The organism is Aquimarina sp. KJ22-3 (genome assembly GCF_055808215.1).
Genome location: NZ_CM147859.1, coordinates 3,582,034 through 3,598,693, shown reverse-complemented (window position 1 = coordinate 3,598,693; position 16,660 = coordinate 3,582,034). Strand labels below are relative to the sequence as shown.

16 protein-coding genes are annotated in these 16,660 nt (G+C 36.4%); 8 read left to right on the top strand and 8 right to left on the bottom strand.

Annotated elements, in window-relative coordinates; all coding sequences use genetic code 11:
* Positions 1–198 precede the first annotated feature (198 nt).
* The 3 genes from AC0L3Q_RS16445 to AC0L3Q_RS16435 are packed head-to-tail and all read left to right on the top strand — an operon-like array spanning position 199 to position 3,438.
* On the top strand, positions 199–1,644 hold the full coding sequence (locus AC0L3Q_RS16445) for an alpha/beta hydrolase family protein (protein WP_473281104.1): 1,446 nt from the start codon (positions 199–201) through the stop codon (positions 1,642–1,644).
* 51 nt (positions 1,645–1,695) lie between these two features.
* Positions 1,696–2,109, top strand: a complete 414-nt coding sequence (locus tag AC0L3Q_RS16440) for a MotA/TolQ/ExbB proton channel family protein (protein ID WP_473281102.1) — start codon at positions 1,696–1,698, stop codon at positions 2,107–2,109.
* Between the two features lie 12 nt (positions 2,110–2,121).
* On the top strand, positions 2,122–3,438 hold the full coding sequence (locus tag AC0L3Q_RS16435; RefSeq protein ID WP_473281101.1) for a serine hydrolase domain-containing protein: 1,317 nt from the start codon (positions 2,122–2,124) through the stop codon (positions 3,436–3,438).
* A gap of 50 nt (positions 3,439–3,488) precedes the next feature.
* Here AC0L3Q_RS16435 and AC0L3Q_RS16430 read toward each other — a convergent pair whose 3' ends face one another.
* The 7 genes from AC0L3Q_RS16430 to AC0L3Q_RS16400 all read right to left on the bottom strand — a co-directional run bounded on the left by AC0L3Q_RS16430 (position 3,489) and on the right by AC0L3Q_RS16400 (position 9,743).
* Entirely contained in the window at positions 3,489–3,728 is a 240-nt protein-coding gene (locus AC0L3Q_RS16430) for a CDGSH iron-sulfur domain-containing protein (RefSeq protein ID WP_473281099.1), read from the bottom strand.
* 112 nt (positions 3,729–3,840) lie between these two features.
* Positions 3,841–4,809: a DUF3179 domain-containing protein gene (locus tag AC0L3Q_RS16425; protein ID WP_473281097.1), complete on the bottom strand. Its 969-nt coding sequence runs from the start codon at positions 4,807–4,809 to the stop codon at positions 3,841–3,843.
* A 23-nt stretch (positions 4,810–4,832) separates the two neighbouring features.
* Positions 4,833–5,207, bottom strand: coding sequence for a hypothetical protein (locus AC0L3Q_RS16420; RefSeq protein ID WP_473281095.1), 375 nt, complete (start codon positions 5,205–5,207; stop codon positions 4,833–4,835).
* Between the two features lie 68 nt (positions 5,208–5,275).
* Entirely contained in the window at positions 5,276–7,042 is a 1,767-nt protein-coding gene (locus AC0L3Q_RS16415) for an ABC transporter ATP-binding protein (protein WP_473281093.1), read from the bottom strand.
* Entirely contained in the window at positions 7,039–7,800 is a 762-nt protein-coding gene (gene bla / locus AC0L3Q_RS16410) for a subclass B1 metallo-beta-lactamase (protein WP_473281091.1), read from the bottom strand. Before bla ends, AC0L3Q_RS16415 begins: the two co-directional genes overlap by 4 nt.
* Positions 7,797–8,345: a metal-dependent hydrolase gene (locus AC0L3Q_RS16405; protein ID WP_473281089.1), complete on the bottom strand. Its 549-nt coding sequence runs from the start codon at positions 8,343–8,345 to the stop codon at positions 7,797–7,799. Before AC0L3Q_RS16405 ends, bla begins: the two co-directional genes overlap by 4 nt.
* A gap of 36 nt (positions 8,346–8,381) precedes the next feature.
* The gene (locus AC0L3Q_RS16400) at positions 8,382–9,743 is read right to left on the bottom strand and encodes a DEAD/DEAH box helicase (protein ID WP_473281088.1); all 1,362 of its coding nucleotides are present in this window, start codon (positions 9,741–9,743) and stop codon (positions 8,382–8,384) included.
* An 85-nt stretch (positions 9,744–9,828) separates the two neighbouring features.
* Here AC0L3Q_RS16400 and AC0L3Q_RS16395 point away from each other — a divergent pair, with 85 nt between their 5' ends.
* Together AC0L3Q_RS16395 and pabB are read left to right on the top strand one after the other, a co-directional pair.
* A complete protein-coding gene (locus AC0L3Q_RS16395) occupies positions 9,829–10,365 on the top strand; it encodes an NADPH-dependent FMN reductase (RefSeq protein WP_473281087.1) in 537 nt (178 codons plus the stop codon).
* A 4-nt stretch (positions 10,366–10,369) separates the two neighbouring features.
* Positions 10,370–11,680 (top strand): aminodeoxychorismate synthase component I, encoded by a 1,311-nt coding sequence (gene pabB, locus AC0L3Q_RS16390; RefSeq protein WP_473286953.1) that lies wholly within the window; start codon positions 10,370–10,372, stop codon positions 11,678–11,680.
* A 24-nt stretch (positions 11,681–11,704) separates the two neighbouring features.
* Here pabB and AC0L3Q_RS16385 read toward each other — a convergent pair whose 3' ends face one another.
* Positions 11,705–12,403 (bottom strand): hypothetical protein, encoded by a 699-nt coding sequence (locus AC0L3Q_RS16385; protein WP_473281085.1) that lies wholly within the window; start codon positions 12,401–12,403, stop codon positions 11,705–11,707.
* Positions 12,404–12,562: 159 nt separating this feature from the next.
* Between AC0L3Q_RS16385 and tilS the strand changes: the two genes are divergently transcribed.
* From tilS to AC0L3Q_RS16370, 3 genes are all read left to right on the top strand, one after another.
* A complete protein-coding gene (gene tilS / locus AC0L3Q_RS16380; protein WP_473281083.1) occupies positions 12,563–13,879 on the top strand; it encodes a tRNA lysidine(34) synthetase TilS in 1,317 nt (438 codons plus the stop codon).
* Positions 13,879–15,855, top strand: a complete 1,977-nt coding sequence (locus AC0L3Q_RS16375; protein ID WP_473281082.1) for a protein-disulfide reductase DsbD family protein — start codon at positions 13,879–13,881, stop codon at positions 15,853–15,855. Before tilS ends, AC0L3Q_RS16375 begins: the two co-directional genes overlap by 1 nt.
* A 98-nt stretch (positions 15,856–15,953) precedes the next feature.
* Positions 15,954–16,598 carry a Crp/Fnr family transcriptional regulator gene (locus AC0L3Q_RS16370; RefSeq protein WP_073316315.1) on the top strand — a complete coding sequence of 215 codons (645 nt, stop codon included), beginning with the start codon at positions 15,954–15,956 and terminating at the stop codon, positions 16,596–16,598.
* The last annotated feature ends 62 nt before the right edge of the window (positions 16,599–16,660 follow it).

The window sequence follows — 16,660 nt, the reverse complement described above, 5'->3', positions numbered from 1 at the left end:
TCTAATATCCGTATATTTTTTAAAACAGCATGATTAATGAGGTGAATAACTGAATTGCTCCCTCTTTTGACATTTTGAACAACATTTGTAACTGGACCTGCTATATGCAATGCTAATTTGGTCATTGATCGAAATTAAAAATGTTGAGGTCTCTTTGATCTTAATTTTGTTCCGAATCAATATCAAAATCATTCTTCAATGCGAATTTTAGAGATTACTTTTTTACTAAGTGTTATAGCTTTTTTTATCAGCATTTTTCTTAAGAACTCATCAATCAAGAAATGGATATTGTACAGCGCGAAACTATTTCTGGTACTACACTTACTGATTGAGCAAAGCAGATGGCAAATGTATTTGGGATATGTTTCATTTGTGATTGGAATACTCTTTTATGTTCGTCCCAGGATCAACCGATGGATAAGAGGAATAGGATCCGGTTTGGGGATGTTGTTATCTATTGTAGCATTTGTTTTAGGTATGGTCATGCCAGTAATCAAGTTTCCAAAGCCAACCGGGGATTATACCGTAGGAGTAGATACTTTGTATTTTGAAGATCAATCCAGACCCGAATTGATTACAGAGGTTGATGATGATAGAAGAAAACTGACGGTTCATATCTGGTATCCTTCTTCAAAAAAGATTACCGAGCCTGAACGATATCTGGATGATGGATATGCCGAAGTGTTTGCACAAAGTAAAGGTATGCCTACGTTTATGGCCTCTCATTTTAACCTTACCAAAACGCATACACAACGACTTTTACCCATAATCAAAAACAAGCGCTTACCCGTAGTGGTATTGTCTCATGGCTTAACATGGAGCGCTAAAATGTATACTACACTTGTTGAAGAAATGGTAAGCAAAGGATATATGGTTGTGGGTATTGATCATATGTATGAATCATTTTTAACAGAGTATGAAGGAGAACGAATCCGATGGAGTGAAGAGAACATCAAAAAAATGAATGAGGATGTTGATTTTAAGTTTGTAAATGAAACCAATGAACTTTTTAAACAAGAAAAAGATACCACTAGAAAATATGAATTGTTGAGTAAGGTGATCCAACATCTGCCATATTTTGAAAGTTTGGATCGATGGTCGGACGATATTTCTTTTGTACTGGATCAAATCGAACTGCTGAATAATAATCCGGATAGTGTGTTTTTTCAAAAATTTGATGTAAACAACATTGGTCTTATGGGACATTCCTGGGGTGGAGCTGCGGTCGTTCAAAATGCTGCTGTAGACTCAAGAGTTAAAGGAGTGATTAATTTAGACGGAGCGCAGTGGGGAAGAGCAATCGATACAACTCTGAAGGTGTCATTGCTGGTCATGCATGCCGATAGAAATTATAAAGAATTCTTTACCCCCAATTTTTACATCTACGATCGTATTACCAGAGGGGATTACTACCTAGCTACTATTGCATCCAGTACGCATACCAATTTTGGAGATCTTTCGTATTGGACCAAAATTAATGCCTTAACAGAAACAGGAACTATTGCACCCAAACGAATGAGCGACATTACCAATCAATTGGTTTTAGCGTTTTTTGATAAACATCTTCGAAGTAAGTCTATTGCACTTTATAAAGAATTTTCTTCAGAACAGTATCCTGAAATAGAAATGATCAAGAAAAAATAACCTTCGAGCATTATCGCTCACATATTATTTATAAATTAAACACCAGTTATTATGATATCACTATTTTTTATTCAATCTCAAGATCAATCTGCATCATTCCCTGTCTTTCAACTCTTACATGAAGGAGGTCCATTTTTTATGGTACCAATTTTGATGGTTCTTTTAGTAATACTGTTTTTGGTCATAAAGAGTATATGGGTATTCTATCGAGAAAAACGTTGGTCTTCAAAATACATAAAACTGATTAACTCCTTAGGACTGCTAATCTTGGTTTGGGGTATTTTGGGGCAGCTTATTGGGCTTATAGAAGCGTTCGATCGTATAGAAATGTTAGGAGATATTTCTACCAGCATGCTGGCTGGAGGATTAAAAGTATCAGCATTACCTACCTTATTCGGCTGTTTTGTATTTGTGGTTTCCAGAGCAGCGACAACAGTATTCACCTGGGTGCAAAAAGAAGAATAAAAGACAAATATCATGCAAAAATCAATCACGATGCTGTTACTATTTGTTGCTGTAACTATACAGGCACAAATGGTCAATACACAAAAGTTAGACAGTTTTCTTACTCATTTATCGCAAAAAAATAAGGCAATGGGAAGTTTGTCCATTCACAAGGCAGGTAATGAAGTATATGCTCGGTCTATAGGTTATGCCGATGTAGCTGAAAAATTGTTAGCCAATAGTGAAACAAAATACAGAATAGGCTCTATCACCAAAACATTTACAGCTACGCTAATCATGCAATTGATAGACGAAGGTAAGTTAACTCTCGATACTCCGCTTAGTACGTATTTTCCGCAAATGCCGAATGCCGACAAAATTACTATCGAGCACCTCTTAAGGCATCGTAGTGGTCTTTTTAATATAACAGGAGATAAAGATTTTAGACAGTGGATGCTAAGACCTAATACCAGAACCGAGATGTTGGACCGAATGGTAGAAAAAGAAATACAATTCAAACCCAACAAAAAAGCAAAATACTCGAACACGAACTATCTACTACTGGGTTATATTCTGGAGGATATTGAAAACAAGAGTTATGCAGAGATTTTGAAATCACGAATAGTGATGCCTTGTGACTTGAAAAATACAAGCTACGGTGCCAAAATTGATATAGCTAATAACGAAGCGAATTCCTATATGCTACATGCCAATTGGGTGGCACAGCCAGAAACAGATATGAGTGTTCCGGCAGCAGCAGGTGCTATTATATCTACACCAAAAGATGTAGCCATTTTTTATAATAGTTTATTCAAAGGGAAACTAGTCTCTGATAAATCATTGGATGAGATGAAACGATTGGTAGATCGATTTGGTTTGGGCTTAATGGAATTTCCATATACAGATGGAGAAAATTACGGGCATTCTGGAGGAATAGATGGTTTTCAATCCATTGCGATTTACATTCCTGAAAACGAACTGATCATTACATATTTGTCCAATGGAGTTGTCCTAGGGTTAACCGATATATTAATGGGAGTAGCCAAAATATACTTCGGAGCTCCATATGAGTTCCCTGAGTTCAAACCTCCTTTAGCCTTGAGAACCGAAGAGTTAGATTCGTATTTGGGCGTGTATAAGGCAAACAAGTTTCCACATCAAATAAAAATCACCAAAGAAGATACATTACTGATTGTTAATGCGAAGAATGGACCCACATTTCCGGTAGAATCTTACGAAAAAGATGTGTTTAAATCTGATCAAACGGGAGTGCAAATTCAATTTTTTCCAGAGCAGGATAAAATGGTATTACACCTGGGCGCCAAAACCACAGAATTAATAAGAGAATAATATAAGATATGAAGTTCTAATTGAAGGAAATAAATTAGAGCTTCATAATTTTAGTTTTTGTGAGACCCATCGCAATAAGGAGGGTTTTTGGTTTGTTTACAGGTACATAAATATGCTTCTTTAGATGCTTCAACCTTAAAAATTACTGGATCGGTACCGTCTTCTTTTTTATGGTTTCCGTTGCAAAAAGGTTGGTCAGAACTAAAACCACAACTACACCAGGCATAATTTTTATCTGCTTCTAATTGACAGGGAATAGGAGCATCACCCGCTTTTTTTACATTTTTCATAGCTAAACGATTTTTTGTGTATTTAAATGTATTAAAATGAGCGTTAAGACTGGTTCTAAATACGATCATTTTTCAATAGAAAAAGGAGTCATCCAATTATGAGGAGCGTTCTTTATTTTATTAGAGTAACATCAGGAAAAGCTGCTTTATAACCAAACCAAAACGCATTGTGTGTAGGAACTCTTTTTAAAACCTCTTGCGTTTTCGTATTGATTAATTCTTCTTCTTCCAACTGCCAGGAGTTGCCTTTACTATCGGTTGCTTTAGACTGCCCATCATAAGCTGCAAATTCAATGGTTTTGTTGAAATATACCCGATGTGCTCCGCTTTTATCCGTAAATACAATAAAGCTTTTTTGATGGATTACACCGGTATGTATTGGATTCTTTCGTAGATATTTGGAAGAAATGGCAATGTTTTCTTCAGTCTCTCCGGGTAGTCGTATGGCCAGAATTTCTTGTTTGTTTTTTAATCTTTTATCGTTTTTAGGAATATTAAACATTAACTCATCTGTAGAAAAGTAGTCTTTGTAGGCAATCCCTTCGTCATAATTACGATCATGTCCAGTTTTAAGAGACAATACTTTAGTTTCCGGATGCCTCTTTTTCCATTCGCCCCAAGTGGTGGTGACCACACTAAGGTATTCGAGTTCAATCCCTTTATCAACCAAAGGGCCAATAACTGGCTTTCCCCATAAGGTGTTCCATAAAGATTGTGTCTTTTTATCATACATTAATTTGTTAGAACGATATAAAAAACCACTGGTACCCATTTGGTATTGCACGCCATTTTGTTCAGTTTTATAGAGAATAACAGTACCACAAAGTGTGCAATACACCCCAGCTACCGGAACTCCTCCAACCTGATCGGTAAACATTTCGTGCCAAGCCAAAATTCGTTTGGGATAAGCTCGTGTATCTCCATTAATCGATATCCCAAATACGATATGATCATCTTCCAAATAGGAGGCCTGATTGGCGTTGATCATATTGGGATTTCGCAATGGAGGAATCCCATCCTGGATAACACCACCCCAACGTACTTCATCTAATCGGATTTTAGATTGACCTTGGCGACTCAAAAAATACTTAGCAAATCTGGAATCTATCGCTCTATGTAAAGCGGCTTTAAAAAAGTAATATCCCTCATTATACGTAGCATCTTTGTTCCAAAGATACTCGTACCATTGATTGAAATCGTAGGTGTAATTTTTACCGGTTTTTTTTGCAAGATATTCAAAAGCTTACTTGAGGTAGAGGGGCTTTTTAAAAAATACAAGCTCTCTATAGCCAAAGCTTCAAAATCTTCAGACCAGTTATCATCAATGTATATTAACGCTTTTTGATGTGTATTACGATCTCTGGTGGCAAAAAAATCTAGAAAATAATCGTAATCCTGTTTGGGAAAATGAGTATTGTTTTGAGCTTCCAAGGTTCCTAATTGCAGACACGCCAAAAGGATAAACACAATCTTTTTCATAGACTTACTTTTTAGGTAAGTCGTTATGGATAGTGGATATCAACAGATTTTAAGGAAACTTTAGAGAATTAAATTCGAGCCTGGTAGGTATACAGGTCAAAATACCTGCCCTCGGCTTTAATTAATTCATCATGGGTACCACGCTCCGCAATGTTTCCAGATTCGATAACAAGTATCTGATCTGCTTTTTTTATGGTGCTTAATCTGTGGGCAATCACAAATGTGGTACGTCCTTTCATGAGTTCGGCAAGACTTTTCTGTATCAAGGCTTCGCTTTCGGTATCCAGATTCGATGTGGCTTCGTCTAGAATAATAATTTTTGGATCGGCCAATATAGCTCTGGCTATCGCGATACGCTGACGTTGTCCTCCGGATAATTTCACCCCTCGTTCTCCGATTAAAGTGTCTAATCCATCTTCAAAGCGATCTGTAAATTCATTTACGTAAGCCGCCTTTACTGCAGATTGTAATTGTGCCTCGGTGGCATCAGGACGAGGGAAAAGAATGTTTTCCCGAATAGTACCTTCAAACAAAAATTCATCCTGGAGTACCACTCCCAGATTCTTACGGTAACTCTTGAGTTTTACTTTAGAGATATCATGGCTATCTATGGTAATGATCCCGGATTTTGGATTGAGAAAAGTAGCTGCCAATCCTGCAATGGTAGATTTTCCAGAACCTGAGCTTCCTACCAAAGCAGTTACCGAACCAGACTGAGCCCTAAAGCTTATGTTGTGCAATACTTCTTTTCCTTCTTCATAGGCAAAACTCACATTGTCGAAAATAATATCACCATCGATTTGGTCCAAAACAATATTTCGGTCCTCAATCTCTTCTTCGGGAGTCATGTTCATCAATTCTTCAGTCCTGTCCAAACCAGCTAGGGCTTCGGTTAATTGACTTCCAATATTGCTCATTTGTACAATAGGGGCGATCATAAAGGCAAGCACCATAGTAAAAAACAGAAAATCACCTGTGGTCATACTGTCTTGCATCATAAAATAACCACCGATCCCCATGATTCCTGTAGAGGCAATACCTGCCAAAAGGAAAGTAGAAGAACTTGTCATTAACGCAGTGGCGGTCAAACTCTTTTTTACATTTTGAAACAATCGATCAACTCCTCTTTCAAAAATCTTATTTTCTTGTTTTTCGGCATTAAATCCTTTAATGACTCTTACACCTGCTAGCGTTTCAGTAAGTCGACCTTTTACTTCGGCATTAATTTCACCTCGAGCTCTAAAAATAGGTCGAATATATTTGAAGGCTTTAAGAGCGATGATGCCAAATAAAGTAACAGGAACAAGCACAAATAAGGTCATCCAGGGATTGATGTAAATTAAAAGAATCAAAGAAACAATGGCTGTAAACGTACCGCCAACCAGTTGTACTAATCCTGTACCGATCAAATTTCGCACTCCTTCAACATCACTCATAATTCGTGATACAAGAGAGCCGGACTTGGTGTTGTCAAAAAAACTAATAGGTAAGGAAAGCACCTTTTTTTGCACTTGGGCACGTAATTCTGAGATGAGGTATTGCGCCTGCACACTCAAAATTCGAGTTAAAAGAAATGACGTGGTCGCTTGAATCAATATGGCCAACCCTACTATGATCAATAGTTCGTATAATTCACCCATATCTTTACTAGGGATTACTTCATCCAGTAAAGCTTTACTTTTCCAGGGTAAGATTAAACCAGCGATTCTATTAAAAATAATTAAAACCAATCCAATAAAGACCAAATTGCGTCTTGGCCAAATAATAGTTTTAAATGCGGTGATCATGCTCACCTTAGGTTTCTTTTTGCTCTTTGTTTTATCTTTTGTATTCATTGGTTTTCGTTAGTTTGAAATAAGGAAATAGTATAATCCAGTAATGTGCTATCTCCATGCACTCCATGACCTGGGATTACAATGGCAACTTCAGGATAAGCCTTTTTGATGTTTTGCACGGTAAAGGGCCATGCAATGACATTGGCATCGGCTAGATTTCCTTTTCTTGCCTCAAGACTTTTGATCATACACCCTCCGAAAATGATCTTCTCTTCTGGGAAATACGAAATGATGTTATCAGCTGTATGCGCTTCTCCAAAAAATCTATTAATGATAGTCTTATTTCCAAGTGTGAGCTCTAGGCTATTTTCGAAGATGCGATCCACGGATCCTGAATTTTCTTGTTGCATAAAAAATGCGGTTTTTTGCGAAGCAATAGATGGGATATTGTATTGTTTAAAGACATCCATTCCTTCGATACAATCATTATGATGATGATTAAAAACTACTCCTCTTATAGTTAGCTTTTGATCATCCTGAAGCCATTGGATCAGCTCTTTGGTTGCAGTATCATTTGCAGGAGTATCAAAAACATAGGCTTGTCCCTCATTTTTGTATACAAAACCATTACAAGGAAATAGGGCTCCATTTTGTAAAGTAATATTAGAAATATGGATATAAGCGTTATCGGTGATTTTGAGTAGTTTTAAATCCTCTGAAACAATAATTGTTTCAACATCTTTATGAGTTTGGCAAGAAATGAATTGAGCACACAGAAATACAAATAAGAGTGCTTTACTCATTGGATTGATCCTCATATGGTCGGGTGGTTTTTCTTCTTTTTGATTAATCGTACAACTAAGATATAAATCCCAACGGGAATTCCGATCCAAATAAGTTCACTTAACAATACTTTAATGCCCCAAATTCCAAAAAAGTTACTGGCTCCAATAGGCGATACCATGATTGGGCGCCAAGGAAAGAAATATCGGGTATCATCAAATGGTGAGAAAAAAGCAATCCCTAATCCACCTCTAGTCATAGCATCCAGAACTCCATGAGAAGCTGTGCATAGCGTAAAGTATAGGATTAAAAGTAACCCGGTACGTGAGAAAAAGTGTCTTCGATAAAAAATGATGGTAACCAGAAATCCTAGCAAGACTGCAAAAACCAGTGAATGCGAAAATCCGCGATGTCCCCAAAAATCTTCATAAGCAATACCAAATTTAAACCCAGCCACATCGGCATCTGGTAACATAGCACATAAGATACCAAGGATCCAGAATTTTGTGTTGATCATGGATTTGGGAAAGGTCTTTCCAATACCATATGCCAAGAAACCATGTGTAAATATAGAAGCCATAAATAGCAATTGTTTCTAAGCGTTTAATATCTTGAATTATCGCTTCTTTCGTTTTTTATTCTTTTGATTAAACGTCTTATCCCCACGAGTTTTGGGTTTTTTGTACTTCTTTTTGATCTCTCGTTTATACTTTCCACCCAGATTTACTTTTTTGTTTTTTTCCTTTTTTTCATGAAAGGCTGCACCAGCTTCATCATCGTTAGGACGTTTATGGGGGTTATAGATTTCCTTGATTTTGGGTTGCTCTTCTGGAGTAAGTTCTTCAGAAATTTCTACAGCTTCCGGAAAAGAAAGCTGTTCTATCTTCATTTCCATTAGTGCTTCAATGGCTTCGAGAGATTCTTCCTCTTGCGAAGTCACCATGATGATGGCGTTTCCTTTCTTTTGCGCTCTACCCGTTCTACCGATACGGTGCATATAATTCTCTGGGTATGCAGGAGTATCCACATTGATTACATGAGAGATATCGTCGATATCCAATCCTCTAGCCATAACATCCGTAGCGATCAAAATACGATGTTCCCCACTTTCGAACTGTTCAATACTTCGAAGGCGATAGTTTTGAGTTTTGTTAGAATGAATAACAGCGCATTGGTCTGGGAATGTTCTTTCGAATCGCTCAAACAAACGATCTGCCATACGCTTGTTAGCTACAAAAAGCAAGGTTTTTTGAAACACTTCGTTATCTTCTAGAAGATATTCTAGTAGATTTACTTTGGTATAAAAGTTTGCTGTACTGTATGCATATTGTTTGATATTCTCTAACGGTGTTCCACTTTTGGCAATTGATATTTTTTTAGGATTGATAAAAATATCTTTTATGATTTCTTCAACCTGTTCGGTCATCGTTGCCGAGAACATAATATTTTGCCGCTGCTGTGGTAGGATGTCAAAAATGTTCATCAGCTGATGCCTAAATCCTAGGTCCATCATCACATCTACCTCGTCGATTACTAATTTTTGTATGGATTTTAATTGCAGTGCTCTACTTACTGCAAGATCATACAAACGACCTGGGGTTGCTACAATAATATCTAACCCCTGAGCAACAACTTGTTTTTGTGTGTTGATATTAGTCCCCCCGTATACACCAGCAATGCGAACGTTGATATAAGTGGATAACTTTTCAATTTCATCTACTACTTGTACTACCAGTTCGCGGGTAGGAACGAGCACTAAAACTCTTGGGTTTTGTTGAACCGAATATTTAAGCATTCGCAAAATAGGAAGCATGTAGGCATAGGTTTTACCCGTACCGGTTTGTGCTATCCCCACCACATCTTTACCAGACATGACTACTGGAAATGCTTTTTCCTGAATTGGAGTAGGAGTGGTAAACCCTAAATCGTCTAGAGCGTTTAAAAGTTGAGTACTTAAATTAAGATCTTGAAAAGTCAATGGTTTCGATTTTGATGGTACAAAGGTAGCCTTATTTTGTGACTGTATGCATTTTGGTTAATTTTGAAATCAAAATCACACAAATATGAAAAAGATTCTTGCTTTTGCCGGGTCTAACAGCAGCACATCGATCAATCACAAATTAGTAAAGTATGTAGCCTCAGAGATTAAGGAACATGAGATTATGGTCTTGAATTTGAATAGTTATACTATGCCCATGTATAGCGAAGATGAAGAGAAAAAAGGGTTTCCTGCCATGGCTATGGGTTTGAAAAAGGAAATTTCGGAAGCCGATGCTTTAATCATTTCGGTTAATGAACACAACGGAAGTTTTGGTGCTTTTTTCAAAAATATTGTGGATTGGTTGTCTCGACTGGATCGTAATTTTTTGGAGGGCAAAAAAATATTATTGATGAGTACTTCTCCAGGAAAAAGAGGAGGATTAAGCTCCTTAGAATACGCTAAAGGTATTTTCCCGCGTTTTGGAGGTGAGATTATCGAGAGTTTCAGTTTTCCTTCTTTTTATGATAATTTTTCTATGGAATCTGATACTGTATCAGACGAGACACTTTTGTTGGGATTAAAACAAGTTATAAGTACTTTTGCACATCAAATTAAATGATGCCGTGCGAAGTACCCAAAAATATGCTTTAACAGATCCCGCTTCTTTCAAAAATCAAATGTTACAATGGGCGCAGACATTTGATGAAGCTATTTTGTTGGATTCTAATTCGTATCAGCAACTGTATTCTAGTTATGATGCTGTTTTGGCGGTTGAGGCCTTTACTACAATAAAAACAGATCACGTAAACGCTTTTGCAGAGTTAAAAGAATACCAGGAGAAAACGGCCGATTGGATTTTTGGATATCTATCTTATGATTTGAAGAATGATGTGGAGCATTTAATTTCACAAAACAAAGATGGCCTGCTATTTCCTGATCTGTATTTTTTTCAACCCAAGAAATTGTTGTTGCTGAAAGGTAACGAATTAGAGATGCACTATTTGCGTATGGTGGATGATGAGATGGATGATGATTTTCAGGAAATCCAGGAGTTACCGGATACGATTCAATTGCTGGAAAAAGAAGATAGTGATTGTGGTAAAGTGAAAATTAGCCTTGGGATGACCAAAGATGTGTATAAGAAAAAGGTCGGGCTGATGTTGGATCATATACATCGGGGAGATATTTATGAAGCCAATTTTTGCCAGGAGTTTTTTGCCAAAGACAGTTGTATAGATCCTTTACAAACCTATCACCATCTCAATGCTATTTCGCAACCACCTTTTGCTACATTTTTGAAGTTCGACAATCAATATTTGTTGTCAGCATCTCCAGAACGATATATTCGAAAAGAAGGGAAGAAGATCATTTCGCAGCCTATAAAAGGAACTGCCAAACGAGCCGAAGATAAGACAGAGGATGAAAAGTTTGCAACGCAATTAAAAGCAGATTTAAAAGAGCGTTCAGAGAATATTATGATCGTGGATCTGGTACGTAACGATTTGTCCAGAACTGCGGTCAAAGGTTCGGTGAAGGTAGAAGAACTTTGTGGAGTATATAGCTTCAAACAAGTGCATCAAATGATTTCGACGGTTGTCTCTGAGGTGAAGGAAACAACCTCTCCGGTAGAAGTAATCAAGACTACATTCCCCATGGGAAGTATGACCGGAGCACCTAAAATTTCTGCTATGCAGATTATTGAAAACCTGGAAGAATCTAAACGCGGATTGTACAGTGGTGCGGTGGGATATTTTACTCCCAAGGGAGACTTCGACTTTAATGTAGTGATACGTAGTATTTTGTATAATGCTGAAGAGAACTATATATCCTATACCGTTGGGGGAGCAATCACAGCCAAATCCGATCCCGATAAGGAATACGAAGAATGTTTGCTAAAAGCTAAAGCAATGCGCGAAGTGCTTGAAGGTGTTTAATTGATTTTTGGAATATTGTTTTAGTTAAATAAGATTTTTCCTGAAACTCTTTCTAACATTAATAATAGTTTCCTTTACATCATTCGCGGTGATTTCCATGATGGTAGCAATTTCGTCAAAATTAAGTTTACCAAACACGAATAAATCAATGATTTTGGAAGTTTTCATCGGTAACCAACTGTAGAATTTACCTAAGAGTTTCTGTTTCCTAAAATCTGTAGAGGGCTCGGCGTCAATGATACGAAGGATTTCAGAATCCAGATCATCATAGATGAAGTTTTGTTTGTTTTCAGAAGATTGATGGTAGCATATGTCATTCAGATCTTCTTTCATGATTAGTTCGTTACCTTCTGTAGTATACACTTCTTCTAGTTTCTCCAATTCGTTTTTTAGGAAATGGTTCGTACTAATACTTCGCTGATGCCAACCTTCTCTTAGATACAATTCATCAATAAGTTCGTCGGCAATTTTGAAAAGTTGTAATTCCAGGGATAAGGTATCCATATGGATATCAAATTTATCCTGGTGTAGTTTTACAATAGCATCGTCTATTATACCGTTAGAACAATACATGTTTTGCGGCAAAATACCAACACTTTCAGCAATGTATAATCGGTGTTTTACATATGGATGTAAGTGAGGAACAATAGAAAGTAATTTTTTACTAAATTCCCTTTGATCATCAGCCCTATAAAATTTCTGCAATTCATCTGTCCTTGTCATTGGTCCTTGATTTAAGAGTTGTTGTTTTAAAAATAACGAAAACAAACCAATTTTGATGTTAAAAACTTGAAAATCAATGGATAAATCAATGTTTTGAGTGTAATGTTATTGGTAAATCAAAATTGTATATTTGAAAAACCGTAAAAAAAGACAAATATCTTGTTAGCACAGGAATTTAAAGAGCATATTTCTACACAACTCCCTTTTTTGCTGGGGAGCAGAATATTGATTGCCTGTAGCGGAGGATTGGATAGTATGGTGCTTGTAAAATTATGTATTGAGACCTCTTTTGAAACAGGAGTTGCACATTGTAATTTTAAGCTTCGAAATGAAGAGAGTGACGGGGATGAAGCTTTTGTAAAAGCGTATGCTCAGCAATTACATATTCCTTGTTTTACAACTTCATTTGATACCGAAAAGTATGCAGCAGCTCATAATTTGTCAATACAAATGGCAGCTCGAGAGTTGAGATATCGTTGGTTTGATGAAATGGCCGAACTCCATCAATACGATTATATCCTAACCGCGCATCATACCGATGACAATCTCGAAACCTTTTTGATCAATTTGTCAAGAGGAACGGGAATAGAAGGACTTGCCGGTATTCCAGAAGTAAATGGAAAATATATCAGGCCTTTACTTAATTTTTCGAGGGAAGATTTGCTAAAGTTTGCTAAGAAGCGAAAGTTGCAATGGAGAGAGGATAGTAGTAATAAGAGTACCAAATACCTTAGAAATAAATTGAGGCATGATGTGATCCCAGAGTTGAAGATGATTAATCCAAGCCTACTTAAAAACTTTCAAACTACTGTAGCCAATATACAAGCTAGTACTAACTTTATCAAGTCACAAGTTCTCTTGCTAAAAAAAGAGCTGTTCCTCTTGGGGGAGAATGGTGTTATAAAAATTCCGATTAATCGATTACAGAGTTATGGTAATTCAAAGAGTAGCTTATTTTTCCTATTAAAAGATTATGGGTTTACAGCTTGGAGCGATATCGAACAAATGGTAACGGCGCAATCCGGGAAACAGATTTTTTCTGCAACCCATCGTTTGGTAAAGGATCGAGAACATTTATTATTAAGCCCAATAATCGAAGAATTACCGGATCATGTGTATTCAATTCCTGAAGAAGAAACCATGTTAATGTTTCCTTCGGGAACGATGCGTTTTAAGGAGGTTGACGAGATGGATAATCCAAATTTGAAGACGATTTTTGTAGATAAAGAAAAGTTAAAGTACCCTTTGAGTGTAAGAAAATGGAAAGAAGGCGACTACTTTTATCCACTGGGAATGAAAGGGAAAAAGAAATTAAGTAAATATTTTAAAGACGAAAAATTATCTTTGTTAGCCAAAGAACGAGTATGGTTGTTGTGTTCTGGAAAAGAAATCGTTTGGATCATCAATTACAGAGCAGACAGTCGATATAAAATTATGCCCCAAACTAATCAAATACTAAAAATAACTATAACCTAATGCGCTATCTACTACTATTTATAACCCTATTGTCTACATCTGTTTTTTCTCAAACCCTCGACCCAATAGAATGGAACGCAGGAATTGAAAAAGAAACAGAAGATACGTATATCTTAAAATTTACCGCCAAACTGGATAAAGGATGGCATCTATATTCAATACATGAGGTAGAAACCGATGAAATAGCTCCGGTACCCACAGAGTTTACCTTCTATCCAACACCAGATACCTACGAGTTAATTGGAGAGACTATAGAGCCTAAGGGAATTGAAAAGTTTGATAAGATTTTTGAGATGGATATAAAGTACTTTGAAGAGAAAGTCACTTTTACTCAAAAAATAAAACGCATTAATCCTAATTTAAAAAGCGTTAAGGCAGAGGTATATTTCTCTATATGTGATGATGAGCGTTGTTTGGCTCCGGAAATGGTAGAGTTTGATATTAGTTTTTCGGGTGCAGCTTCAGAGAACAAAGGAGATGCTTCTGCAATAACTGATAATGATCGTAATAGGTCTGATGCGTTACATATTGATATACAAGGGAAAGAAAAATTCCCATCAGAAGAAGTAGAAAAGAAAAGTGTTTTCAACATCTTTATTTTAGGTTTTTTAGGCGGTTTGATTGCACTGCTTACACCTTGTGTATTTCCTATGATACCGCTCACAGTATCGTTTTTTACCAAAAGTGCCAATAACAAGAAAAAAGGAATGTTTAATGCTATTTTGTATGGCTTTTTCATTTTTGCGATATATGTATTACTAAGTTTACCATTCCATTTATTGGATTCTGTAGACCCAGAGATTTTAAATAATATCTCTACCAATGTGACGCTCAATATCTTGTTTTTTATCATATTTATTGTTTTCGCAATTTCCTTTTTCGGGTATTTTGAGATTACTTTACCTGCCTCTTGGAGCAATAAGCTAGATAGTAAGGCAACCAGTATAGGAGGAATTGTAGGTGTGTTTTTTATGGCACTTACGTTAGCTTTGGTTTCCTTTTCTTGTACAGGACCGATTTTAGGATCGTTGTTAGGAGGATCTCTAAGTACCGATGGTGGAGCGATGCAGTTAAGCTTTGGTATGGGAGGTTTTGGATTGGCTTTGGCATTGCCATTTGGACTATTTGCCTTGTTTCCAAATTGGTTAAACTCTCTACCAAAAAGTGGAGGGTGGTTGAATACGGTTAAAGTGGTACTTGGGTTCATTGAGCTAGCCTTAGCTTTCAAATTCTTGTCTAATGCTGATCTTGTAGAGCATTGGGGACTATTGAAACGAGAAATATTTATCGGTATCTGGATTGTTATCGGAATAGGGATGGTTCTCTATTTGTTTGGGAAAATTCGTTTTCCGCACGATGGCCCGTTACAAAAATTGAGTACAGCAAGAAAAACGCTGGGAGTAGTAACCTTAGCCTTTGTAATTTATTTATTACCTGGCCTTACCAATACAGCTTATGCAAATCTAAAATTATTAAGTGGTTTCCCGCCTCCGTTATTTTATAGTGTTTATGAAAAAGAAGCGCATGGCCCTCTAGGATTAAATGCATATACTGATTTTGAAGAAGGGGTGAAAGCGGCCAAAGCTCAAAACAAACCGATTATGTTAGATTTTACGGGATGGGCGTGTGTAAATTGCAGAAAGATGGAAGAGCAGGTTTGGAGCCATCCAGAAATTATTGAAATATTAAAAGATAAATATACATTGATTTCATTGTATGTAGATGATCGCGAAAAACTATCGGACAATGAGCGATTTAAATTTCTGAAACCTGATGGAAGAGTAAAAAATATAAAGACTATTGGGGACAAATGGGCAACTTTCCAGACCCTTAATTTTCAGAATAATTCTCAGCCGTATTATGTTCTTTTGGATAGTGATATGAATATGCTAAACCGTACTACAGCTTACACTCCTGATGTCAAAGAATACCTAAAATGGTTAAAGACCGGATTGAAGAATTATAGTTCAAAATAATAGTTTTTAATGTTATTATAAATTTTTATTATAGTTATCGTGTAAGTACGTTTGTTTTTTTCGACTTACTTAGTGTTCAAACCCTAATACAATGAAGAATGCTAAGTGAAAAATTAGAACTTTCCAGATGTTTTCCGTTTATCGAAAAAGAGCTTGAAGATGAAATGCTTTCTTTTGGGCAATTAAAAAGTATTCCTAAAGGAGAGTATGTCGTAAAACAAGGTAGTTACCTTAACTTTCTTCCCATCATATTAGACGGTTTGATTAAAATGTATGCTGAAGAGGAGGAAGTAGAATTTTTGCTATACTACATTCATCCAGGACAATGCTGTATTTTGAGTTTTAATCATTTGTTTGGACAAGAACCTGTTCGTTTCTCAGCAGTTACAGAAAAAGAAACAAAGGTGTTATGCCTACCCATTAAAAATGTAAAAGAATGGTTTTTTAAATATCCATCATTCACGCAAATTATATTAAAAGACTTTCAACGTAATTACGAGGATCTATTGAATACTACAAAACAAGTAGTGTGTTATAAAATAGAAGATAGATTGGTGAATTACCTAACCGAAAAAGCGAAGCTTCAAAATTGCAATATGATACAAATGTCTCATCAGCAAATAGCTTCAGATTTAGGAACTTCAAGAGAAGTAGTCTCAAGACTTACCAAAAAATTACAAGCTACGGATTTACTGATTCAGCATAAAAGACATATCGAACTAAAACAATTGCAAGTAAGCTAAAATAATAGTTTTTCTACCCTTTGCTTTTAGGTGCCAAATTGGTGCCTAAAAGCGCATGTATT